General features: G+C 72.5%; 23 protein-coding genes and 2 tRNA genes. 10 read left to right on the top strand and 15 right to left on the bottom strand.

All coding sequences use genetic code 11. The features are described 5' to 3' along the window. Positions 1–4: 4 nt before the first annotated feature. The 7 genes from ABFT23_RS02385 to ABFT23_RS02355 form a co-directional block, all read right to left on the bottom strand. Entirely contained in the window at positions 5–889 is an 885-nt protein-coding gene (locus tag ABFT23_RS02385; RefSeq protein WP_347892302.1) for an SMP-30/gluconolactonase/LRE family protein, read from the bottom strand. Between the two features lie 43 nt (positions 890–932). After that, on the bottom strand, positions 933–1,589 hold the full coding sequence (locus tag ABFT23_RS02380; protein ID WP_347892300.1) for a vitamin K epoxide reductase family protein: 657 nt from the start codon (positions 1,587–1,589) through the stop codon (positions 933–935). A 43-nt stretch (positions 1,590–1,632) separates the two neighbouring features. After that, entirely contained in the window at positions 1,633–2,484 is an 852-nt protein-coding gene (locus ABFT23_RS02375) for a M57 family metalloprotease (protein WP_347892299.1), read from the bottom strand. A gap of 153 nt (positions 2,485–2,637) precedes the next feature. Then, positions 2,638–3,027, bottom strand: a complete 390-nt coding sequence (locus tag ABFT23_RS02370) for a nuclear transport factor 2 family protein (protein ID WP_347892297.1) — start codon at positions 3,025–3,027, stop codon at positions 2,638–2,640. Positions 3,028–3,058: 31 nt separating this feature from the next. Further along, entirely contained in the window at positions 3,059–3,808 is a 750-nt protein-coding gene (locus ABFT23_RS02365) for a DUF4118 domain-containing protein (RefSeq protein ID WP_347892296.1), read from the bottom strand. Positions 3,809–3,915: 107 nt separating this feature from the next. Beyond that, on the bottom strand, positions 3,916–4,500 hold the full coding sequence (locus ABFT23_RS02360; protein WP_347892294.1) for a hypothetical protein: 585 nt from the start codon (positions 4,498–4,500) through the stop codon (positions 3,916–3,918). A 103-nt stretch (positions 4,501–4,603) separates the two neighbouring features. Further along, complete coding sequence (locus ABFT23_RS02355; RefSeq protein WP_347892292.1) at positions 4,604–6,235, bottom strand: diacylglycerol kinase family protein; 1,632 nt, start codon at positions 6,233–6,235, stop codon at positions 4,604–4,606. 117 nt (positions 6,236–6,352) lie between these two features. Between ABFT23_RS02355 and ABFT23_RS02350 the strand changes: the two genes are divergently transcribed. Genes ABFT23_RS02350 through ABFT23_RS02335 form a run of 4 tightly spaced genes read left to right on the top strand, consistent with a single transcriptional unit; the run spans position 6,353 to position 9,275 of the window. Continuing rightward, positions 6,353–7,192, top strand: coding sequence for an HAD family hydrolase (locus tag ABFT23_RS02350; RefSeq protein WP_347892290.1), 840 nt, complete (start codon positions 6,353–6,355; stop codon positions 7,190–7,192). Next, positions 7,189–7,665, top strand: a complete 477-nt coding sequence (locus tag ABFT23_RS02345) for a GNAT family N-acetyltransferase (RefSeq protein ID WP_347892289.1) — start codon at positions 7,189–7,191, stop codon at positions 7,663–7,665. Before ABFT23_RS02350 ends, ABFT23_RS02345 begins: the two co-directional genes overlap by 4 nt. Further along, positions 7,658–8,467: an HAD family hydrolase gene (locus ABFT23_RS02340; protein WP_347892288.1), complete on the top strand. Its 810-nt coding sequence runs from the start codon at positions 7,658–7,660 to the stop codon at positions 8,465–8,467. Before ABFT23_RS02345 ends, ABFT23_RS02340 begins: the two co-directional genes overlap by 8 nt. Before the next feature lie 7 nt (positions 8,468–8,474). Continuing rightward, on the top strand, positions 8,475–9,275 hold the full coding sequence (locus ABFT23_RS02335) for a hypothetical protein (protein WP_347892286.1): 801 nt from the start codon (positions 8,475–8,477) through the stop codon (positions 9,273–9,275). A 16-nt stretch (positions 9,276–9,291) separates the two neighbouring features. Here the strand turns inward: ABFT23_RS02335 and ABFT23_RS02330 are convergent, their stop codons facing one another. The 4 genes from ABFT23_RS02330 to mobA all read right to left on the bottom strand — a co-directional run bounded on the left by ABFT23_RS02330 (position 9,292) and on the right by mobA (position 12,008). Beyond that, positions 9,292–9,930, bottom strand: coding sequence for a bacterial proteasome activator family protein (locus ABFT23_RS02330; protein ID WP_347892284.1), 639 nt, complete (start codon positions 9,928–9,930; stop codon positions 9,292–9,294). A gap of 28 nt (positions 9,931–9,958) precedes the next feature. Next, positions 9,959–10,936 (bottom strand): NAD(P)H-quinone oxidoreductase, encoded by a 978-nt coding sequence (locus ABFT23_RS02325; RefSeq protein ID WP_347892282.1) that lies wholly within the window; start codon positions 10,934–10,936, stop codon positions 9,959–9,961. Next, a complete protein-coding gene (locus ABFT23_RS02320) occupies positions 10,933–11,292 on the bottom strand; it encodes a DUF6457 domain-containing protein (RefSeq protein ID WP_347892280.1) in 360 nt (119 codons plus the stop codon). Before ABFT23_RS02320 ends, ABFT23_RS02325 begins: the two co-directional genes overlap by 4 nt. A gap of 146 nt (positions 11,293–11,438) precedes the next feature. Beyond that, positions 11,439–12,008 (bottom strand): molybdenum cofactor guanylyltransferase, encoded by a 570-nt coding sequence (mobA, locus tag ABFT23_RS02315; RefSeq protein WP_347892278.1) that lies wholly within the window; start codon positions 12,006–12,008, stop codon positions 11,439–11,441. 57 nt (positions 12,009–12,065) lie between these two features. Between mobA and ABFT23_RS02310 the strand changes: the two genes are divergently transcribed. The 4 genes from ABFT23_RS02310 (at position 12,066) to ABFT23_RS02295 (ending at position 15,342) form a co-directional block, all read left to right on the top strand. Further along, positions 12,066–13,127: an ankyrin repeat domain-containing protein gene (locus ABFT23_RS02310; RefSeq protein WP_347892276.1), complete on the top strand. Its 1,062-nt coding sequence runs from the start codon at positions 12,066–12,068 to the stop codon at positions 13,125–13,127. Positions 13,128–13,134: 7 nt separating this feature from the next. Further along, positions 13,135–13,902 (top strand): carbon-nitrogen hydrolase family protein, encoded by a 768-nt coding sequence (locus ABFT23_RS02305; protein ID WP_347892275.1) that lies wholly within the window; start codon positions 13,135–13,137, stop codon positions 13,900–13,902. A gap of 11 nt (positions 13,903–13,913) precedes the next feature. Next, positions 13,914–15,050 (top strand): hypothetical protein, encoded by a 1,137-nt coding sequence (locus tag ABFT23_RS02300; protein ID WP_347892273.1) that lies wholly within the window; start codon positions 13,914–13,916, stop codon positions 15,048–15,050. Between the two features lie 64 nt (positions 15,051–15,114). Beyond that, a complete protein-coding gene (locus ABFT23_RS02295) occupies positions 15,115–15,342 on the top strand; it encodes a biotin/lipoyl-binding carrier protein (protein ID WP_347892272.1) in 228 nt (75 codons plus the stop codon). A 5-nt stretch (positions 15,343–15,347) separates the two neighbouring features. Here the strand turns inward: ABFT23_RS02295 and ABFT23_RS02290 are convergent. Both ABFT23_RS02290 and ABFT23_RS02285 read right to left on the bottom strand, forming a co-directional pair. Further along, a tRNA-Ser gene (locus ABFT23_RS02290) sits at positions 15,348–15,435 on the bottom strand. A 41-nt stretch (positions 15,436–15,476) separates the two neighbouring features. Beyond that, positions 15,477–15,836 (bottom strand): hypothetical protein, encoded by a 360-nt coding sequence (locus tag ABFT23_RS02285; RefSeq protein WP_347892271.1) that lies wholly within the window; start codon positions 15,834–15,836, stop codon positions 15,477–15,479. Between the two features lie 119 nt (positions 15,837–15,955). Between ABFT23_RS02285 and ABFT23_RS02280 the strand changes: the two genes are divergently transcribed. Continuing rightward, the gene (locus ABFT23_RS02280; protein ID WP_347892269.1) at positions 15,956–16,423 is read left to right on the top strand and encodes a hypothetical protein; all 468 of its coding nucleotides are present in this window, start codon (positions 15,956–15,958) and stop codon (positions 16,421–16,423) included. 79 nt (positions 16,424–16,502) lie between these two features. Further along, a tRNA-Ser gene (locus tag ABFT23_RS02275) sits at positions 16,503–16,596 on the top strand. Between the two features lie 244 nt (positions 16,597–16,840). On the opposite strand, the gene ABFT23_RS02270 is transcribed toward ABFT23_RS02275, so the two are convergent. Together ABFT23_RS02270 and ABFT23_RS02265 are read right to left on the bottom strand one after the other, a co-directional pair. Further along, complete coding sequence (locus ABFT23_RS02270; protein WP_347892268.1) at positions 16,841–18,904, bottom strand: hypothetical protein; 2,064 nt, start codon at positions 18,902–18,904, stop codon at positions 16,841–16,843. Then, positions 18,901–19,866, bottom strand: a complete 966-nt coding sequence (locus ABFT23_RS02265; RefSeq protein ID WP_347892267.1) for a hypothetical protein — start codon at positions 19,864–19,866, stop codon at positions 18,901–18,903. Before ABFT23_RS02265 ends, ABFT23_RS02270 begins: the two co-directional genes overlap by 4 nt. Positions 19,867–20,721 lie beyond the last annotated feature (855 nt).

The following is a 20,721-nucleotide window of genomic DNA, read 5'->3' as shown; positions in this document are numbered from 1 at the left end:
CCGGTCAGGGTGCCCCGACCTCGACGCGCACGGCTCGGATCTCCGCCTCGCGGACGGCGCTGCGGGCGTGCTCGTCGAAGTCGGGCGCGCAGCACAGGAACAGCGTGCGGCCGTCGGCACCGCCGAGCAGGCACGCGAACACCCCGGTGCCCGGGCTCACCTCGTCGAGGATCTCGCCACCCTCGCGCACCCGGACGGCGCGCCCGCCCGTCGCGTCGGCCACCCACAGGCAGCCCTCGGCGTCGAGGCTGCAGCCGTCGGGCGCCACGGTGAGCGACGGGATGACCTCGCCGAGCGCGGTCGCCGTCGGCAGGTCGGCGAACCGCGCCCAGTCGCGCCGCGGGCCGAGCGTGCCGTCGTGGCCGATCTCGAACGCGCTGACCCGGTTGCCGAACGTCTCGTCGACCAGCAAGGTCGAGCCGTCGGCGGTGACCACGCTGCCGTTGGGGAACCACAGGTCGTCGGCCACCACCGTCACGGTGCCGTCGGGGTCGACCCGCAGCAGCACGGTCGGCGCGAGGTCGGCGCCGCCCATGAGGTCGAAGCCGAAGTTGCCGAGCCACGCCCGCCCGTGGGCGTCGACGACCATGTCGTTGGGGTGCCCGCCCACGTGGGCGGCGACGTCGGCGTGCACCACGACGCTGCCGTCGTGCTCGCGCCGCATCACCTTCGCGTCGCGCATCGAGACGAACAGCAGCCGCCCGTCGGGCAGCCACCCGATGCCCGACGGCTGCCCCGGCACCTCGACCTCCACCCGCAGGTCGTCGCCCGACTCGGTCGCCGAGTAGATCGCGTGCGTGTAGAAGTCGACGAACCACAACCGCCCGTCGTGCCACCGCGGGCACTCGGTGAACGACATCCCGGTGACGACCGTGCGCAGCTGGCTCATGGGTCTGATCCGACCAGGATTCGTCCGCGTGGGCAATGACCTCTCAGACGAGGGTCTGCCAGTAGTACCAGAACCGCTCGCCGATCAGCGCGACGGCGACGAGCACCACGACGAGCACCCCGACCGAGTGCCAGACCAGGATCGTTCGTACAGCGGGGTGTCCGGCGAACCGCTCACCGAACAGGCCCTGCTCCACGTTGCGGAGCGTGACGTACCAGAAGGTCACGAGCACGACGACCCACACGACCATGCAGTAGGGGCAGAGGGCCCCGATCTCGTAGAGGCTCTGGACGAAGAGCCAGACGACGAAGCCCATGCCGGCGACGACACCGGCCTGGAGGCCCCACCAGTACCAGCGCGCCAGGCGGGCGCCGGCGAGCATCCCGGCCCCGGTGGCCGCGACGACGGCGAAGGCGGCGACGCCGATGATCGGGTTGGGGAAGCCCAGCACCTCGGCCTGCTCGCTGTTCATCACCGAGCCGCAGCTCAGCACCGGGTTGAGGCTGCACGAGGGCACGTAGGAGGGGTCGCTCAGCACGCGGATCTTCTCGACCAGCAGCGTGCCCGCCGCCAGCAGACCGATCGCGCCACCGATCAGCAGCCACCAGGCCAGCACCGGGTGCCGCTCGGTGTCGTGCTCGACACGGGGCTCGACCTCGGGCTCGACATGGGGCTCGGTCTCGTCCACCTGCTGGTGCATGTCCACCAGCATGCCAAGCGACCCCTCGGACCGACGTGCCGGATCAGCTGCCGTAGAGCGAACGCAGACCCTGGCCGTCGCGCGTGGTGAAGCTCAGGCTCGACGACGTCCCGTTGCACTGCGGGTAGTGCATGATCGACGCCGAGTCGTACGGCGTCAGCGGGCGCCAGTTGTTGTCCTCGAAGCACGCGCCCGACTCCGGGCGCGTGTGCTCGTGGCGGAAGCCCAGCACGTGCCCGAGCTCGTGGCCCAGGATGTTGGCCGGCGACCAGCCCGAGGTGGTGAGCGAGGAGGAGTTCACCAGCACGTTGCGCTGCGACTTCGGGTAGCTCGGGAAGAACGCCCGGGCGATGTAGGACGTGCTGGTCGTCGGCTCGACCGAGAACGTCACCGAGGTGTTCCTGGTGCGGCAGCTGCCGTCCTGCGAGGAGACGTAGGTGAAGTTCACGCCGGACGACGCGTTCTCCCACAACGCCGCGCCCTGGGCCATCGCGTTCACCACGGTCGTCTTGCGGGTGCCGAAGTTGTTGCTCACGCAGTACGTCAGGTTCCGCGCCTGCGACGCGGTCCACTTGTCGTCGCGGCCACCGGTGGTGTTGACGATCAGACCGTTGGACGGCGTCCCGGTGCCCGTGCCGGTGGCGTCGGAGCTGGCGCCGGTCATCCGGTCGTAGTAGTCGCGCAGCGACTCAACGGTGTGCAGCGCCTCGTCACCGTTGACGACGTAGGCGCCGTCGGTGTCGCGGTAGGTCGTCGCCTCGAACTTCTCGAACGACGGCGCCGTGCCCTGCGCGGTCTTCGCGTCGTCGGCGGCGACGTTCGCGGTCGGGACGGCGACGAGTGCGGCGCAGACCGTGGCGCCGAGCAGCGCGGTCCTCCATGACGTCAGCTTCATGAGTGGTGCTCCCTGGGTCGGGCGACGGCCGGTAGGCCCTCGTGGTGGTCCGGTGGATGACCGGTGGGAGAAACCTGACGGAACGGGCCCGGTCGCGGACAGGGAGGAATCCCTCGTCGTGCCGAGGCGAGTCGGACGACGTCGGCCGACCCCTCAGCGGGTCAGCTCGGCGCCCATCGCCTCGATGACGGCGTGCAGGCCCTTGACCGGGCGGACCATCACGGTGAACGACGTCAGCAGGCCGTCGTCGCCCCAGCGCAGCATGTCGACGCCGTGCACGCTCAGCCCGCCGACGACGGTCTCGAACTCGAGCACCGCCGACTGCTCGCCGTACCACTCGTCGAGGTAGCGCAGCTCGGGGCCGAGCACGACCATGGCGGCGTGCAGGTAGGCCGCCGTGACCGCCTTGCCCTCCTGGGGCGTGTGCACCGCCGGCGACCGGAACACGCACCCGTCGGCGAGCAGGACGTCGAGGCCGGCCGGGTCGCGGCTCTCGACGAAGCGGTGCCAGGCCTGGACGGGAGCGGGTGCGGTCGTCGTCATGCGGCCAGTCAACCGCGCCGTGCTCCTGCTGTCAGTGCCGGACGTCGAAGGCCGGCGCGACCTGGTCGGCCAGGAGCGCCGCGACCCGCCGCTGCTCGCGCCCGGGCCGACGCACGCGGGTGCTCGAGGTGACGAGGAAGTGCCCGAGCACGACGTCCCCGCGCACGACCGGCACCGCGACGTACTCGTCGGTGGGCAGCCCGTTCCGGTCGACGTCCCAGGGCCGGCCGTCGCGGGTCAGGACGCCGTCGCGGTCGAGCACTGCGACCCGGGCGTCGTGCACCGGGCCCTCGCGGAAGACGCAGTCGTCGGCGCCGAGCACCTCGGCGATCCGCTCGGCCACGACGCCGGTCACCGCGCGGGTCTCGCGGCCGCCCGCGACCGCGCCGGCCACGTCGGCCAGGCCCTCGAGGTAGCCCGAGCGACGCAGCGACTCGGCTTGCTGGCGTCGTCCCCACAGCGCCACCTCGGTCACCGCGACCCCGATCACCAGCAGCAGGACGGCGGCCTCGACGTCGGCGGGGTCGTGGATCGACAAGCTGAGGTAGGGCGCGGTGAGCAGGAAGTCGAAGCTCAGGGCGCCGGAGAGGGCGGCGAGCACGCCGGACCACCGGTCACCCGTCGCGGCCGCCGCCACCACGAGCAGGACGAGCACCAGGACGGCGCTCGAGGCGTCGACGTCCTCGCGGAACGGCGACAGGGCGGCCGCGACGGCCACCGGCACGATCACGGACGCCGTCCGCAGCAGCGGCCGGGAGCGTCCTGGGTCGACGTCGATCACCCTTCGATCACACACCCCGGTCGGCGCGGGACAAGGCTCCGTGGCGAATTCCTACGGATCCTTGACGGGCGCCCGGCTCGTGCGCATCCCGGACGACGAGCGGTGGCTCAGGCCGCGGCGCGCAGCGCGTGGCGCGAGGCCTGCAGCACCGACGTCGCCAGGGCCGCGCAGCACGTCAGCGTCGGCTGGTAGGAGCCGCGGTCGACGGCGGTCGCCGACCCCAGCCGGTCGGCCGCATCGAGCAGGCAGCGGCCGCACCGGGTGAACTCGCGGTCCAGGCCCGGCCCGTGGACGCCGTCCGCGAGCTGGTGCAGGCGCTCCTCACCGAACCGGGCCAGCAGCATCAGGGCCTCCTGGCGCGACGCCGTCCAGTGGCCCTCGCCGCGGCCGACCAGCACCAGCCGGGCGAGCTCGTCGACCAGGCGCGAGGCCCGGGCGACGTCGCTGACCACCAGCAGCTCCTGCGCGGCCTGGGTCCGCCGTGCCGAGCCGACGACCGCCCGCCGCACCTCCTGCTCGGCCGCGGCCGACAGCGTGTGCCGGCGGGCGCCGTCGCGCAGCACGCGGCGAGCCACCTCGCGGTCGTCATCGAGCACCGCCCGCACCACCTCGCCGACCGCGTGCCCGACGGCGTCGAGGAGCACGTGGTGCGGGTGGGCGGGGCGGGCGACGGGAAGTGCGGGGGCGGTCATGGGTCCGTCCTACGCCCGGGCAGCGGCCGCGGACGCGTGCGTTGACGGGTCCTTGGCGCCGACCCCCCGGTTCCGAGCGCCACCTTGACCGGGCCGGCGGCCCTTACCTCGGGACGCGGACGAGCAGGCGTCCGTGGATGCACTCCATGTGCAGCTCGCGACCCGAGCCGATGGAGTCGCCGTCGAGCTGGCGCGGGGTGTCGACGCCGGCGCGGATCGAGACGGTGCGTCCGGTCATCCGGTTGATCGTGTCGTCGGTGCGGGTGCGCTTGGCGAGCACGCGGACCGCGACCGGGATCCACGACAGGAACCGCCGGGGGTAGATCAGCACGACGTCGAGCTGGCCGTCGTCGATGGCGGCGTCGGGCAGCAGGGGCATGCCGGCCTGGAGGTAGCCGACGTTGCCGACGACGACGGTGCGGGCGCGGTGCTTGGTCCACTCGCCGCCGTCGACCGAGATCTCGACGCGGGTGACCGGGAACATCAGCGACTTGAGGGCCGAGAGCACATAGGCGAGCCAGCCGACCTTCTTCTTGATGTCCTCGTTGACGCCCTCCATGATCGCGGCGTCGAAGCCCATGCCGGCCATCACCATGAAGTGCGACTCGAACTCCGCCGGGCCCTCGTGGTCGTCGCTGTCGGGGTCGTCGCCGTGCTCGTCGTGCAGCTTGTCGCCGCGGACGGCGACCATGTCGATCGCGCGGTCCTGACCGGTCAGGGCGATGTCGATGGCGGCGCGCAGGTAGAGCGGGATGTCGAGGTTGCGCGCGAGCAGGTTGCCGGTGCCGGCCGGGATGATGCCGACCGGGATGCCGGTGCCGGCGAGCTCGGCGCAGACCTCGCGCACGGTGCCGTCGCCGCCGCAGACGATGACGAGGTCGGCGCCGGCGACGGAGGCCTCCTCGGCCTGGCCGGTGCCGGAGTCCTCGGGCGTCGTCAGGTGCCAGGTGGGGTCCTGCCAGCCGGCCTCGCGCGCCATCGAGGTGACGATGTTCTGGAAGACGGCGACGTCCTCGACCTTGATCGGGTTGAGCACCACCGCGAGCCGCCTGGCCGACGGCACGGCCTGCGGCAGCGGCTCGGTCTTGAGCGCGTGGCTGACCGGGAGCGGGCTGTAGACCGACAGGGCGACGAGGCCGATGCCCGCACCGAGCAGGAGCCCGCCGACGACGTCGGAGGGGTAGTGACGACCGAGCAGCACCCGGTCGAGGCAGACGAGGACGGCGAGCACGACGACGCCGGTGATCGCCAGGCGGCGGATGCCGGAGCGGCGCACGAGCATCGTCACGAGCACGATCGAGCTCGTGCCGAGCGCGGCGATCGCCGAGGCGTGGCCGGAGGGGAACGAGGCGTTCTCGAGGATGTTCTCGGGGTGTTGCCAGTCGGGGCGCACGCGACCGACCCACAGCTTGAGGCCCGTGGTGGCCAGCGCCGCCGCCAGGCCGACCACGACCACGTACACCGAGGCCCGCCGGTGGTTCTTGGCGAACATCACCACGGCGAGCACGGCCGTGTAGATCGTCATCGCGAGCGTGCCGAACAGGTCCTCCACCAGGCGCAGCGCGTCGAGCAGGGCGGCGTCGTCGGCCGCCCAGGCACTCGCCGGCCGGCCCCGGTCGTCGACGTCGACGAGCACGCCCCAGTCCTGGCCGACGGCCAGGGCCAGCAGGCCGAGGACGAGCAGGCACCCGAGACCCCAGGCCAGCGGCACGGTGCGCGGTCGGTCGAGCAGCACGGGGCTCCTCTCGGGGCACGGGTCGGTGACGGGGACTGGGCTAGGCAGAGGTCAGGAAGAAGTATGGCGAGAACCACGGGTGTCGGCCGCAATCGCGACGGCGGATAGCCTCGTCACATGGTCCCCGACGGCTGGACGCCGCGCCTCGTCGCGCTCGACATCGACGGCACGCTCCTCGCCTGGGTCGAGGGCGAGGGCACCGTCTACGAGAAGGTGACGCCGGCGGTCTTCGACGCCGTCCACCGCGCGCTCGCCGCGGGCGCCCACGTCGTCCTGGCGTCGGGTCGCTCGCCGCACGGCATGACGGGCATCGCCGACCTCCTCGAGCTCACCGGCCAGGAGCAGGACCGCCTGTGGGTCGTGGCCTCCAACGGCGCGGTCGTGTTCCGCTACCTGCCGGGCGGCGAGGTCGAGATCGTGCACGAGGACGTCTTCGACGCCGGGCCGGCCGTCCGCGCGATCCTCGAGGCCCGGCCGACGGCGCGCGTCGCGGTCGAGGAACGCGGCACCGGCTACCGGGTCACCGAGCCGTTCCCCGACGGGGAGCTGACCGGCGAGATGTACCCGACGACGGTCGACGACCTCGTGCGCGAGCCGGTCAGCCGGGTGATCGTGCGCGACCCCGAGGCCACGGCCGACGACTTCGTCGCCCTCGCCGCGAGCCTGGGCCTGCACGGCACCGACTACGTCGTCGGCTGGACGGCGTGGCTCGACCTCACCCCGGTCGGCGTCTCGAAGGCCTCCGGCCTCGAGCACGTGTGCGCCGAGCTCGGCCTCACCGCCGCCGACGTACTCGCCATCGGCGACGGCCGCAACGACGTCGAGATGCTGCGCTGGGCCGGCCGCGGGGTCGCGATGGGCCAGGCCGTCGAGGTCGTGCGCGAGGCCGCCGACGCCGTCACCGAGACGGTCTTCGACGACGGCGCCGCCGTCGAGATCGGCCGCTGGTTCCCGTGATCGCCGAGCGGTTGGCCAGCGAGCGGCTCCGGCTGATCCTGGTCACCGCCGCCGACGCCGCCGACATGCGGGCCGGACGCCGTCAGGACCGCTGGCACCCCGACTACCCGCGCCAGGACGACGTCGACGCCGCCGTCTTCGTGCGCGACGGCAACCCGTGGGGGCCGCGTCACGTCGTCCTCGGGATGCAGGCGGTCGGCTCGATCGGCTTCTTCGGACCACCCGAGGGCGACCCGCCCGAGGTCGAGGTCGGCTACGGCCTCGTCGCCGACGCCCGGGGTCGGGGCGTGGCCACCGAGGCGCTGCGGTGCGTGCTCGCCGAGACCGACCGGGTCGGCGTCCGGGTGCGGGCGCGCACCGAGCCGGGCAACCGGGCCGGCGTGCGCGTGCTGGCCAAGGCCGGGTTCACCGACCTGCGCGGCAGCGACGACGAGGGCCTGCTCGTGATGGCGCGGCCGGTGCCCCGTGCCTGACACCCCCGGTCCCGCCCTCCTCGTCGCCACCGACCTCGACGGCACGCTGCTGCGCACCGACGGCACGGTCTCGGGCGCCACCCGGCGCGTGCTGGCCGCCGTCGACGACGCCGGCGTGCCGGTCGTGTTCGTCACCGGCCGGCCGTTGCGGTGGATGGCCGACCTGTGGCCGGTGGTCGGCGCGCACGGCGTCGCCGTCGTGGGCAACGGAGCCGTCGTCTACGACGTCGCCACGGGCTCCGTGCGACGCGTGCGGGCGCTCGGGCGCGAGGTCGGGCTCGACGTCGTCGCCGCGATCCGCGAGGCGGTGCCCGACGCGTTGATGGCGATCGAGGACCTCGACGGCATCGCGATCGAGTCCACGGCCTTCGAGGACGACCCGTCGACCCGCGTCGGTCCGCTCGAGGACGTGTGGGGCGACGCCGTCACCAAGCTGCTCGTGCGGGCGCCCGGGCTCGACGCCTCCGAGCTGCAGACCCGGGTTGCCGCCGCCGTCGGCACGGCCGCGACCGTCACCTGGTCGATGCCCGGTCTGGTCGAGATCAGCGCGGTCGGCGTGACCAAGGCCGCCGCGCTGGCCGAGGTCGCGGCCGACCTCGGCGTCGCCCGCGACGACGTCCACGCCTTCGGCGACATGCCGAACGACCTGCCCATGCTCGCCTGGGCCGGCACCTCCTACGCCGTCGCCGGCGCGCACCCGTCGGTGCTCGACGTCGTCGACCACGTGGTGCCCGGAAACGACGCCGACGGGGTCGCCCGCACCGTGGCCCGACTGGTCCGGTTCACCGCCGATCTGTTGTGATGGGCCCGTGAACGCCGTTCATCGCGCCCTCGGCGCTGCCGTGGTGGGCCTCGGGCTCGGTGCCGGCCTGCTCCTCGGGGGCGCCCCGGCGTACGCCCGGACGCCGACCACGCCCCCGGCGCCCACCGCCGCGCCGACCACCGCGCCGACCACCGCGCCGACCGACGACGAGACGCGGGCCGTGTTCACCGGCAGCTTCGTGCGCCTGCCGTCGATCACCGCCGAGGGGCCGGTGCAGGTACGGCGCTACCAGGTGCAGGTCTCGCAGGTCTTCGGGCCGACGCAGATCACCACGCAGCGGGTCACGGTGCGCACGCGCGCCGACCTCGAGGCCTGCGGCACCCGCCGCAACCAGAGCGGCGCCGGTCAGTCGGGCGCGCAGCAGGAGCAGGCCGGTCAGTCGACCGCCACGCCTGCCCCCACGACGCCGACCACCACGGCGCCGCCGTCCACCGGCGTCGACAAGCGGCCGCGCCTCTTCGACGCGATGGTCGACGGCACCGACTACGTCGTCGCCGGCTGCGCCGCCGCACCCATCGCCACCGAGGCCACCATCGCCGGGGTCGAGGACAAGCTCGGCGACGGGCGCCCGCCCGGTGCCGTCGAGACGCCCGGCACGCAGCTCGACGACGTCGGCCTGCTCTGCCCCGACACCCGCGACCCCATCCGGCTCGACGACGAGGGCTCGTGCGACTCCCTCGACGCCGGCACGTCGTTCACCCGCAACGCGGCCCCGGGCCTCGCGATCGTCATCGTCGGCGGCCTCGGGCTCCTGCTGGCCCGGCGCCTCGGGCGTCCGCGCGGCTGACGCGGACCCGCGGTGCCTAGAGGTACATGCCGCCGCTGCTGGGCCGGTCGTCGTCGGCTCCGGGCTGCCCGGGGCGCCCCGGCTGACCGGGACCGGGCTGACCGGGGCCGGGCTGACCGCCGTCGGCGCCGGGCATGCCCATGCCCGGGGGAAGCGCGCGGCGGATCTGCTCGAACTGGGCACGCGCGGCCATCTGCTGGGCGTAGATCGCGGTCTGGATGCCGTGGAACAGGCCCTCCAGCCACCCCACGAGCTGGGCCTGGGCGATGCGCAGCTCGCCCTCGGAGGGCACGTTGTCGTCGGCGAAGGGCAGCGACAGGCGCTGCAGCTCCTCGACGAGCTCGGGGGCGAGGCCCTGCTCGAGCTCCTTGATCGAGGAGGCGTGGATCTCCTTGAGCCGGGCGCGGCTGGCCTCGTCGAGCGGCGCGGCCTTCACCTCCTCGAGCAGCTGACGGATCATGCTGCCGATGCGCATCACCTTCGCGGGCTGCTCGACGAGGTCGGTGAGGTTGCGCTCGCCGTCCCCGTCGTCGTCGCCGTCGGCGGCCTCGGCCAGCGCCGACGCCGGGACGGCGCCGATCGCCTTGCCGTCGGGGCCGATGATGACGACCTGCTGCTCCTGCTCACCGTCGGGGTGCTGCTGCTCCTCGCTCATGCACCCACGGTATCCACTCGTCGACGCCTCACAGGGTGAGGACGATCTTTCCGGTGTGGGTGCCGTCGTCGATGTGCTCGTGGGCGTCGCGGACGTCGTCGAGCGGGACGGTGCGACCGACCGAGGCCTTGACGGTGCCGTCGGCGACGAGCGGCCACACGTGCTCGACGACGGAGGCGCAGATCGCGGTCTTGCCCTCGACCGGCCGGCCGCGCAGCGACGTCGCGATCACGGCGCCGCGCTTGCCGAGCAGCGTGGCCACGTCGAGCTCGCCCTTGACGCCGCCCTGCATGCCGATGATGACGAGGCGGCCCTCGGTGGCCAGCACGTCGACGTTGCGCGGCAGGTAGGAGGCGCCCATGTTGTCGAGCACGACGTCGACCCCGCGGCCGCCGGTCGCCTCGCGGGCCACCTGCACGAAGTCCTCGTCGCGGTAGCTGATGGCGACGTCGGCGCCGAGGCTGCGGCACAGCTCGAGCTTGTCGGGGGAGCCGGCGGTGGTGAGCACCTGCGAGCCGAGCGCATGGGCGAGCTGGATGGCGAAGGTGCCGATGCCGCCCGCGCCGCCGTGCACGAGGAACGACTCGTCGGGCTTGAGCCCGGCCACCATGAACACGTTCGACCACACCGTGCACGCCACCTCGGGCAGCGCCGCCGCGGTGACCAGGTCGACGCCGTCCGGCACCGGCATCACCTGCCCGGCCGGGACGACGACCTGCGAGGCGTAGCCGCCGCCTGCGAGGAGCGCGCAGACCTCGTCGCCGACCGACCAGCCCTCGACGCCGTCGCCGAGCGCGGCCACGGTGCCGCTGCACTCGAGGCCGATGGTCTCGCTCGCCCCGGGCGGCGGCGGGTAGAACCCTCGGCGCTGCAGCACGTCGGCGCGGTTGACGGCGGTCGCGGCGACGTCGAGCAGCACCTCGCCGGGCCCGGGCGTGAGGTCGGGGACCTCCTGCACCGAGAGGACCTCGGGCCCGCCGGCGCCGTCGGCGACGACCGCCCTCATGCGTCGGCCTCGTCGTCCTGGTCGTCCTCGTCGTCATCGCCCTCGGCGTCGACGGTGTGGTCGATGGAGCGGTCGTCGGGGATGGGGTCGTCGACGTCGTCGGGGTCGGGCGCGCCGGCCGGGCGGTCCCAGCCCTCGGCCAGCTCCGACGCGCCGGCGGCCAGCCGCTCGACGGTCGCGGGCCCGGCGTTCCTGGCCGCGGCGGCGTAGCCCAGCAGGTAGGTCGTCACCGGCCCGGCCGCCGGGTCGACGTTGTCGTGGGCCAGCTCGGCCAGGTCGTTCAGCAGTCCTTCGTCGACCTCGGTCTCGAGGTCGAGCACGTCACTCAGCTCGTCGATCCAGTCGTGGAGGTTCACAGGGTCCAGGTTGGCCACGTTCCGGCCCGGCGCGCAACCGCGTCGCGGTGACGATCGGGCGATAGCTCGACACCAGGTCGACATCTCCGGGGCCCATGGACGTCGACCTGGTGTCGAACTATCCCGGCGCCGGGGTCAGCGACGGGTCAGCCGGGGTCGCGCAGGTCGCGCAGGTCGGCCCAGGTGTCGACGTCGCGGTGCTCGACGCCGACCGCGGACACCTCGGCCAGGTCGAGGCGGGCGAGCAGGCGGTGCACCGGGTGCCCGTGCTGCTCCTCGTGGCCGGGCCGGACGGCGTCCAGGCGCTCGCGGGCGACGACGAAGGCGAGCTGACGGCGCCCGCCGGGGTCGACGAGCACGGCGCCGTCGTGGCCCTCGGCGGCCTCGTGGAGGCGCCGGATCGTCGACGGCGTGACCCGGGGCATGTCGACGGCGAGCACGGCCACGGTCGGGGTCCGGCGCAGCAGCCGGTCGACGCCGGTGAGCAGCGCCGCCACGGGGCCGCCGTGGCGCGGGCTCTCCCGGCAGAACGTCACCGGCCGGTCGGTGGGCACCTGGTCGCCCACGACGACCACCTCCGAGGCGTCGACCACCGCCTCGAGCGCGTGCGCCAGGAGGGTGCGCCCGTCGACCTCCACCGAGGCCTTGTCGACCCCGCCGAGCCGGGCCGCGCGGCCGCCGGCGAGCACGATCGCGGCGTACGACTCCAGCCCCATGGCCTCAGGGTGCCACGCTGGGGGCGCCCGTCGACCCCCAGCGTCAGGAGAGTCACCGTGCCCAGGCTCCGCAAGACCCTGCCGAAGGACTTCCGCGAGTACGAGCCCGTCTACACGGTCGCCGAGCTCGAGCAGCTCTTCGCCAAGTGCGAGGTCGACGCCGTCGCCGGCTACAGCAAGGCCACGGCGCTGGCGTTCTGGTCCATCGACGTCGACGGCGCCCGCTGGCTGCTCGACCACGGCGCGGGCGTCGACGTCCCCGACCGGTTCGACAAGACCCCGCTCGTCTCCCGGGTCGAGCACGCGGGCTCGCTCGACGTCGTCCGACTCCTGCTCGAGCGCGGCGCCGACCCCGACCGGCGGGGCCGCTCGACGTCGCCGCTCATCCGCGCCGCCGTCAGGTTCAACCTCGACGCCGTCCGGCTGCTCGTCGACGCCGGCGCCGACCCGGCCGGCGTCGTGGGCCGCAACGGCCGCGAGCAGACCCCGCTCGGCACGGCGCTCACGCAGATGGACGACTACCACGCGCCGATGGCGCTGGAGCTCGCCCGCTACCTCGTGCCGCTCGGCGGCACGGCGAGCGGCGAGACCCCGAAGTACCTGCGGCGCACGGTCTCCGACGTCCAGCGCCGCATCGCCGACGGCAAGGGCGGCGAGGACACGCTGGCGACGCTGCTCGAGCTGCTCGACCTGGTCCGCGTCGAGCCGCCCGTGCCGCCGCGGGTGCTCGCCGAGGGTGAGCCGATCACGGTCACCACCGTGGGCTCGGCGCGGTACAACGAGCTCTGGAAGATGCTTGTGCCGCCTGGGGGACCGGCCGCGTTCGTGCAGGGCGAGGTCGTCCGGATCATCGGCCGGATCGGCAACGAGATCCTGAACAACGGCGGCGGCAACTGGGACCGCGACTTCGAGGCCATGCTCACCGCCTACGCCGCGCACGTGCGCTCCGGCGTCCCGCTCGACGACGCCGACCTGCAGCGCGTCGACGCCGCCGTCGACGACCTGCGCGGTGGCGCCTTCGACGAGCCCGCGATCGACGTCCTCACCGACCTGTCGGTGGCGTGGGTGCTGCGCAACCCCGACCGGGTGCCCTTGCCCGACCCGGACTACCGGCGATGATGGCGTGATGAGCGACGTGCTGCGCACCGCCCTCGTCCAGGAGGCCTCCGGGCTCGACCCGGCCGCCAACCGCGCCCGGCTCGCCGAGCTGACGCCGTCCGACACCGACCTCGTCGTGTGGCCCGAGGCCTTCGCCCGCGACTTCGGCGAGGCCGGCTCCGACGTGAGCGCCTACGCCGAACCGGTCACCGGCGAGTTCGCCACCGAGCTGGGCCGCGTCGCCGACGAGTGCCGGACGACGCTCGTGGCCGGCCAGTTCGAGACCAGCGCCGACCCCGCCCGGCCCTTCAACACCCTCGTCGTGCGCGGGGCGACCACCGCGGCCTACCGCAAGGTGCACCTCTACGACTCGTTCGGCTACCGCGAGTCCGACCGGCTGCTCGCCGGCGACCCGGCCCCGGTCGTCGTCACGGTCGCGGGCTGGGCCGTCGGCCTGATGACCTGCTACGACCTGCGCTTCCCCGAGATGGCGCGGCTGCTCGTCGACGCCGGCGCCGAGGTGCTCGTCGTCCCTGCGGCCTGGGTCGCCGGGCCCCGCAAGGTCGACCACTGGCGCACCCTGGCCCGCGCCCGGGCCATCGAGAACACCACCTACGTGCTCGCCGCCGGGCAGCCGGCGCCGCGCTACACGGGGCACTCGATCGTCGTCGACCCGCTCGGCGGCGTGGTCGCCGAGGCCGGCGACGACGCCGAGGTGCTGCGCGCCGACCTCAGCCGCGAGGTGCTCGACGAGGCCCGTCGGACCAACCCGTCGCTGCGCAACCGGCGCCTGTAACCTCAACGGTCGTGTCGCAACCAGCCGGACGTCGTCGCGCCGGCGCCCCGCCGACCCCGCCGACCGGCACGGAGCTGCCGGTGCTCGAGCCGGACGCCGACCCCGAGCCCTCCGAGCGCGGGCCCGAGCGGCGCACGCCGACCGACCGGTTGGTGGCCTTCGGCGAGACCCGGGTGCCGCTCGTGGGCTGGCTGGTCATCGTGGTCGCCTCGGTCGCCGCGCTGGTCTGCGCGATGGTGCCCGTGGGTCCGGACTGGCTGGGCGACGCCGGCAGCGTCGCCGTCGTCTCGGCCTTCTCGTGGGCCCTCGCCGCGCGCACCGGCGGCCGCCCGCTCATCTTCGGCACCGTCGCGCTGCTGCTCGGCGTCGGCGTCGTCGTCTCCGACGAGACCTCGCTCCGCACCGGCGCCGCCGTGATGACGGCGGTTGTGGCCGCCGTGCTCGGCGTGATGGCCACCGTGCCCGCCGTGACCTTCTGGCGCGCCGCCCGCGAGTGCGTCGTCGCGCTGCTCATCGCCGGGGTCGGAGCCCTGGCCACCCTCGGCTTCGAGCCGACCGTCACCGTCACCCGCTTCGAGTACACGACCTTCGGGCTCGCGCTCGCCGCCGCCTTCGCCGTCGTCTACCGGCTCGGGGCCGGTCTGCACGGCCTCGGCCGCCGCGGCGTCGTGATCGTCGTCATCGGTGGCCTGCTGCTCGCCGGCACCCTGCTGTACGCCGAGCTGCTGCGCCGCTACGGCACCCCCGAGCTGGTCACCTCGCTGCTCGACGGCGTCGGCTGGAGCCGCGAGCACCTCGGGGCGTTCCCGCGCCCGATCGAGTCCGTGCTCGGCGTCCCCGCCCTCGCCTACGGGTGCCACATGCGCGCCCGACGCCGCCAGGGCTGGTGGGTCTGCGCCTTCGGCGCGGCCGCCACCTCGGCGGTCGCGAACTCGCTCGCCAACCCCGCGATCGCCCGGTCCGAGAGCGTGCTCTCGGTCGTCTACGGACTCGGCGTCGGGCTCGTCATCGGCTTCGTCATCATCCGCCTCGACCTGTTCTTCACCAGCTCCGGCCCCACCAAGGGCTCCCGCGGACGACGCAGCCGCGACGACGAGCAGGCCGCCGCGATCCGGCCCGAGCCGGCGAGATGGAAGGCCCTGCTCTGACGGGCGAGCGGACGAGCCCGCCCCCGCTTCGGCTAACCGACCGGTAACGGCTAGCGTCGCGTCCATGCCCCGTGAGCAACGCGTCGACCTGGTCGCCGAGATGGTCGCCAACGTGCTCGAGGTCTCCGTCGAGGTCGGTGCCACGGTCGCCGTCGGCGACGAGGTCGCGCTGCTGGAGTCGATGAAGATGGAGATCCCGGTGGTCTCCGAGGCCGCGGGCACCGTGGCCGCCATCAAGGTCGCGCCCGGCGACGTCGTCCAGGAGGGCGACGTGCTGATCAGCCTCGTCTGAGGCTCTGGCAGAGGGGGCGGGATTCGAACCCGCGGTGGGTCTCCCCACGACCGCTTTCAAGGCGGTTCCGATCGGCCACTCCGGCACCCCTCCGTGACCGCGCCAGGCACGGACCACAGGAGTGTATGCCCGGGCTACTCCGAGCCGCCGAGCTCCATCTCGACGTCGTCGTAGGCGAGGTCGCGCACGCGCTGGGCGTGGTGGGTGATGTCGGCGACGAGCCGGGCCACCTCGGCCCGGACGGCGGGCACGTCGGCGTCCTCGAGCACCCGGGTGCCCAGGGTGCCCAGGCGGAGCAGGAGCGTGTTGCGCTCGCGGAAGGCGGCGCCGCCGCGCGCGGCGAGCCACTCGTCCTCGCCGCCGGTGGTCTCCTCCATCAGCGCGTCGCGCACCGTGCCCATGCGCTGGCGCATGGTCCAGCGCCAGCTGCCGAGGCTCGGCCCCTCGCGTCGAGGAGCCTCGTTGGCGGCGGCCAGGCCGCGCAGGGCGGTCATGAGCGGAGCGCTGGGGGTGGACACGGGACCTCCGGGGACTGTGATGTCGTTCACGAGCATGACGGGCCGTTCATCGGGTGACAACCTCGGGGTCGGACGGCGTGCACCACAATGGCGTGGTGACCGCGTCCGAGCCGTTCGACGACCATCGCGACTACCCTCTCGCACCGGCGTTCGCCGCTCGTCTGGTCGGTCTCGGACTCGTCGTCATCGCGGTCGCCGTGCTGGTCTACACCGGCGCTGCGCTCGTGTTCTCCTGGCCGGCCACGGGGGTGGTCGCGGTCGCCGCCGTCGGGCTGTGCGCCGTCGTCGTCGCGGCCTGGTGGCTGCAGGCCCGCCGGTACGTCGTCCGGTTCACGGCCGAGGGCTACCGGGTCCGCTTCGTGCGCGGCGTCGGCGTCGCCCGGGGCCGCTGGGACGACGTCGAGGAGGCGGTCGCGGCGAGCCCGCACGACATCGACTGCGTGGTGCTCCGCCGCCGTGACGGCTCGACCACGACCATCCCGGTCGTCATGCTCGCCGTCGACCGCGAGCGGTTCGCCGACGACGTCCGGGCCCGGCTCGAGGCGGTCGGACGGCGCGGCTGAGCGCCGGCCGCGCGATCCGATTCGCCGTCGGTCGCCCGGGGCTTGTACCCTGCTGACGCAGTCGCGCGAGCGGCCGCGTGGAGGCGTCGCCTAGTCAGGTCTATGGCGCCCGCCTGCTAAGCGGGTTTGGGGCTACAACCCCATCGAGGGTTCAAATCCCTCCGCCTCCGCCATGGGGTCCCGACGATAATCAGGACCCGCACCGATGAAAGTCCCAGACAGTCGCTCCAGGCCCGAAAATTCGGGATCCGGGGGCGGCTTTCTGGCTTTCGGGCGGTCGTCGAGCCGGTTGCGACCCGGTCGGGCGACGGTGACCGAGGCCGACTGGTCCTGAAATGACTGAACGCCCTGTCTCAGCGGTCGCTGATTTCAGGGCGTTGGGGTTGTTGCTGGTGTGGTGTCAGGTGGCCTCCCGGCTCAGGCGACTTCGGCCAGGTCGGGGATGGGCGGTGCGCCGGGTAGCGCGGTGCCGGGCGGTGCGCCGGTGGGGCCGTGGTTGCCGGTTCGCTCACGTCGGGGCACGTAGAGGTGGCCTTCGTTGTCGGTGACGGCGTTCTTGATGAACGTGATGATGCGCTGGGTGGCGGTCTCGGCGAGGAGGAACGCGGTGAAGACCTGCATGGCAGCCCAGCCGCGTACGCGTCGGCGTCCGGGGTTGGCGAGCGCGATCTTGGCTTCGTCCTTGGCGGTGCCGTGGACACCTTCGGTGCCCTGGCGGAGCCGGTTGTAGGTGCTGATCTGCTCGGGCGAGGCGAACGGCATCGACTGGCGGAACTTCGCGCCGTCCTCGATGGTCACGGTGACGGTTTCCTGGGTGCAGACCTTCGGGGCGTGGCCGTTGGTGAGGACCTTGCGGTGGTCGATGGTGCGGCGCAGGTCGACGACGGTGCCGTTGGCCTGGCGGATGGGCCGGTCCTTCTGCGACTTGGGCTTAAGGGCGCAGATCGCGGTCGGGTTCGTTCCGGCGGCAGGGCATGACAGTCGCTCTTTGATGTCGGCGGTGCCGGTGGCGGGGTCGCCGGTCTTGGTGGTGTCCTTGGTCCGCATTCGGTACTCAAGGCGGGCCTTGACGCGCTCGTTGATCTCGCGATGCTTCGCGCGGCGCTCTTCGAGGTCGTCGATGCTGCCGAGAAGGGCGTAGTCCTGGACGGCGTTGATGAGGTGGTCGGGGATGCAAGGGGCGACGTAGGTGCCTTCGAGCATCTGCATGCCGGAGGAGTGGGACCCCTGGACACCCAACTGGTCCTTGCCGTAGCCCAGGACGAGGTCGAACCCGGCCCGACGGGCGGGGATCTGGTACTTCGCTGCGGCCTGGTTGGTGTAGAGGATGTCGCCTGCCACGGGGCCAGCCTGGTGGCCCCGGTGCAGGACGTTCGCGAACGTCGAGATCGCGGCTTCGGCGGGGTTGACGCCGGGCACGCCGGTGTTGAACGCGAACGGGATGTGGGGTGCGTAGAGACGCTTGGCGTGGGAGATGTCGGCCAGGGTGAGCAGGTGCGCTTCGCGCCCAAAGACGTACTTGCTGGAGGCGCGCTTGAACTTGAGGTCGCGGGTCGTCGGCTTCTGGCCGGGCGGCACGTCCTGGGGGTCGCGGTGGTCGCCCTCGCGGACGTACCAACCCGCGTCGGGGTCGGAGGAGGCGGTTTCGTTGTCGATGCCTCGACCCCTTGCGAACGCTTGAATGACGGTGGCGTCGATGGCGTAGGCGTGGCCCTTGGCGGCGAGCCGGTCACGGACCGATTCGGGGAGTTGCTGGTAGGCGGCTTCGAGCAACTGGTTGCCGAACCAGTCCAGGGCAGCGGAGCGTTCTTGCTGCTCGGCGATGGACAGGTCCTTCTTCAGGATCGCCATCTCGTCCCAGGAACGGATCCGGTTCTTGGGCACGGTGGAAGGGTCGATGGAGTCGAGGATGCGGTGGAACGCACGTCGTACGGCGGCGTCAGCGGCTTCCTCCCACCGGTTGTGGTCAGCCAGGTTGGCCGGACGGGTAGGGAACTTGATGTCGAGCATGGCCCGCATCGTCGGGCCCAGGCGCTCCAGGAGCGTCTGACGGATCACGGTCAACAGCAGCGGGCCTCCGTCGGCGACGGTGAGGTGCATCGCGACCAGGATCGCGAGGTTGGTGATCTTGACGGGGCGACCGGCCTTGATCTTGCGGGCGTCACGGCGGGTGGTGATGAACTCGGCGGTCCCGGAGTGCTTGATGAAGTCGATGGACGCCTCGACACGGCTGTCGGGGAACTTGGGCTTGGACCGGTCCGGATGGGACAGAGCGATCGTGGTGGCGACGCGGTCGGGGTAGAGCGCCCGAACCTGCTCCATGTTGGGGATAGGCAGTTCCTGACGGGTGTCGCGAGCGGTGCGTGCCTTGCCTTCGACCGGCTTCGGCTGAGTCTTGATCTTCGGCGCAGGCGACGTCGTTGTTGCTGTCTGAGCGGAGCGCTTGCCGCCGCGAGGACCCTTCGGTCCGCCGCGACTCACGACGTCACCTCCGGACGGATCGGCTCGACCGGGACACCGTGCCCACGCAACGACGCCGCACGATCGCCAGGGGTCTGGGCAGGCACGTAGGTCAGGTACGCCTTGAGCGCCTCGACGGACTCGATCCCGGCAGCCTCCATGAGCGTCGGAATAGGGGTGCCTTCGGTGAGGCGCTGCACGAGCCACGTGTTGCGCAGCGACCGGGGCGAGAACCACGCCACCGGGGTGTCGGTGTGCTGGGCGGTCGCCAACGCGTTCTGCAACCCACGCGCGGTGGCCTGGTCACGTCGCCAGGGCGACGTCAACGGGTGACCCGGCTCGGTGTTGGCGACCAACTCCGCGAGCCGGTCCTCCCATACCTGGTCACAGGTCACCACGCGAGGGTGTCCTCCACCGGCCACGATGACGTGGGCACCGTCGGCGTCGAAGGACACAGACTCGGGGTAGACGTTGATCAGTTCACTGGACCGCAGTCCGCACCCCAGGCCCAGTACGAGGACCCCGACGATGCGGTCGCGGCGGGTTGCCGGGCGCAGCCCGTGAGCCCACACCCACAACGTGGCGACCTCAGCGGGGGTGTGCGGGTCGATGGCCTCACCGGACTTCGCCGACGCCGCCACGGTTGCAGCGACCGGGCCGGTGGTCAGGCCGGTGGCGATGAGGTCGAGACGGCACCGGTAGTTGGTCCGCGAGGTCTCCAACAGGTCGTCGGTACCGAGGTTGATGAACCGGTTCCGGGTCCGCTGCGACAGCAGATGTTCACGGGTCAACGGCTCAGCCGTCGTCTGAGCCCACCGCACCAACCCACCGACCGCCATCAGCGAGGTGTGAACCCAGCCGGGGGTGACCGGCTGCGGGGCGGTGACCAGAGCGTCGATGACGATCGACTGCACCAGCAGCCGGGTCTCCTCGTCGAAGACCGGCTTGGAGCCCTTGTAGACCCGGATCCGCTTGAGCGCCATCTGGAACGCCTGCTCGGAGTCACGGTGGAACGGCACACCACGCTTCGCCATCAGAACCCACCAGCCAGGCAGCGGGAGTTCGTGCGGGCAGCGACGGCGGTCGGCGCAGTCGTGCTCGGCCCACCAGATCGACGGCCAGTCAAGGCCCAGTCCGTCAGGCTCTTGTGGCCTGCCAGTCGGTCCAGCACCGCTTGCTGCGTTGGCGTCAGCCGACCGGTGAGGGAGGCCAGCGACGAGGGTGCCGGGTGCGGGTGGTTGAGGTAGAGGCCGAGGTGCAGGGCCCGAGTTGCCTCGTCGACGAACTGGAGGGGCAGCCCCTGGAGGGGGGACTTCGTCGGGTTGTTCGGGTACGTCGGGTTCGACGAGCCGCAGTTCGCGGCCCGCCCGGTGGCGGTCTGGCATGTGCAGTTCTCCTGGGTGACAACCGGAACCCAGGAACGCCTCGTGTTAGGGCACAGACGCAACCGGGTCACAGATTGGGCGAAGGCCGTGGACGGCCTCGCCTCTGTGACGACGGCGGTGCGAATGCATGACGACGTCCTAACACATCCGACCGACATGACGCGAACAAACGTTCGAAACAGTCGGATGCGGGTCGGACGGTTCGCGACCACGAGAAAGGCGGCGATGAGCCTCCGGAGTCGGGTCCGCATCTGGTTGCTGACGGCTTCAACGAGCCGGGCGGGAGAGGTGGTCATGACGCCGAGATTCGTCGCTGAAACCGATCGTCATAACCGCAGAATCAGCGCCCGTGAAACCGGACGGAGCGGATTCTCACCCCGTGGATTTCGCGGGGTCAGACACGGTCGACAACTTGGCTCCGGCAGGCCGTTCCGAGTCCCTAACCCCGGCTGA

Origin of the sequence: Nocardioides secundeburneus (genome assembly GCF_039939255.1) — a bacterium.
In the GTDB taxonomy this organism is placed as follows: Bacteria; Actinomycetota; Actinomycetes; order Propionibacteriales; family Nocardioidaceae; genus Nocardioides.
The sequence above is the reverse complement of the archived record's forward strand: the minus strand, read 5'-3'. Positions and strand labels throughout refer to the sequence as shown.

Excerpts from the sequence above, each read along its gene's own strand:
- ABFT23_RS02385 (WP_347892302.1), bottom strand. The coding sequence starts at position 889 with ATGAGCCAGCTGCGCACGGTCGTCACCGGGATGTCGTTCACCGAGTGC.
- ABFT23_RS02380 (WP_347892300.1), bottom strand. The coding sequence starts at position 1,589 with ATGCACCAGCAGGTGGACGAGACCGAGCCCCATGTCGAGCCCGAGGTC.
- ABFT23_RS02375 (WP_347892299.1), bottom strand. The coding sequence starts at position 2,484 with ATGAAGCTGACGTCATGGAGGACCGCGCTGCTCGGCGCCACGGTCTGC.
- ABFT23_RS02370 (WP_347892297.1), bottom strand. The coding sequence starts at position 3,027 with ATGACGACGACCGCACCCGCTCCCGTCCAGGCCTGGCACCGCTTCGTC.
- ABFT23_RS02360 (WP_347892294.1), bottom strand. The coding sequence starts at position 4,500 with ATGACCGCCCCCGCACTTCCCGTCGCCCGCCCCGCCCACCCGCACCAC.
- ABFT23_RS02350 (WP_347892290.1), top strand. The coding sequence starts at position 6,353 with ATGGTCCCCGACGGCTGGACGCCGCGCCTCGTCGCGCTCGACATCGAC.
- ABFT23_RS02330 (WP_347892284.1), bottom strand. The coding sequence starts at position 9,930 with ATGAGCGAGGAGCAGCAGCACCCCGACGGTGAGCAGGAGCAGCAGGTC.
- ABFT23_RS02325 (WP_347892282.1), bottom strand. The coding sequence starts at position 10,936 with ATGAGGGCGGTCGTCGCCGACGGCGCCGGCGGGCCCGAGGTCCTCTCG.
- mobA (WP_347892278.1), bottom strand. The coding sequence starts at position 12,008 with ATGGGGCTGGAGTCGTACGCCGCGATCGTGCTCGCCGGCGGCCGCGCG.
- ABFT23_RS02305 (WP_347892275.1), top strand. The coding sequence starts at position 13,135 with ATGAGCGACGTGCTGCGCACCGCCCTCGTCCAGGAGGCCTCCGGGCTC.
- ABFT23_RS02295 (WP_347892272.1), top strand. The coding sequence starts at position 15,115 with ATGCCCCGTGAGCAACGCGTCGACCTGGTCGCCGAGATGGTCGCCAAC.
- ABFT23_RS02285 (WP_347892271.1), bottom strand. The coding sequence starts at position 15,836 with ATGACCGCCCTGCGCGGCCTGGCCGCCGCCAACGAGGCTCCTCGACGC.
- ABFT23_RS02265 (WP_347892267.1), bottom strand. The coding sequence starts at position 19,866 with ATGGCGCTCAAGCGGATCCGGGTCTACAAGGGCTCCAAGCCGGTCTTC.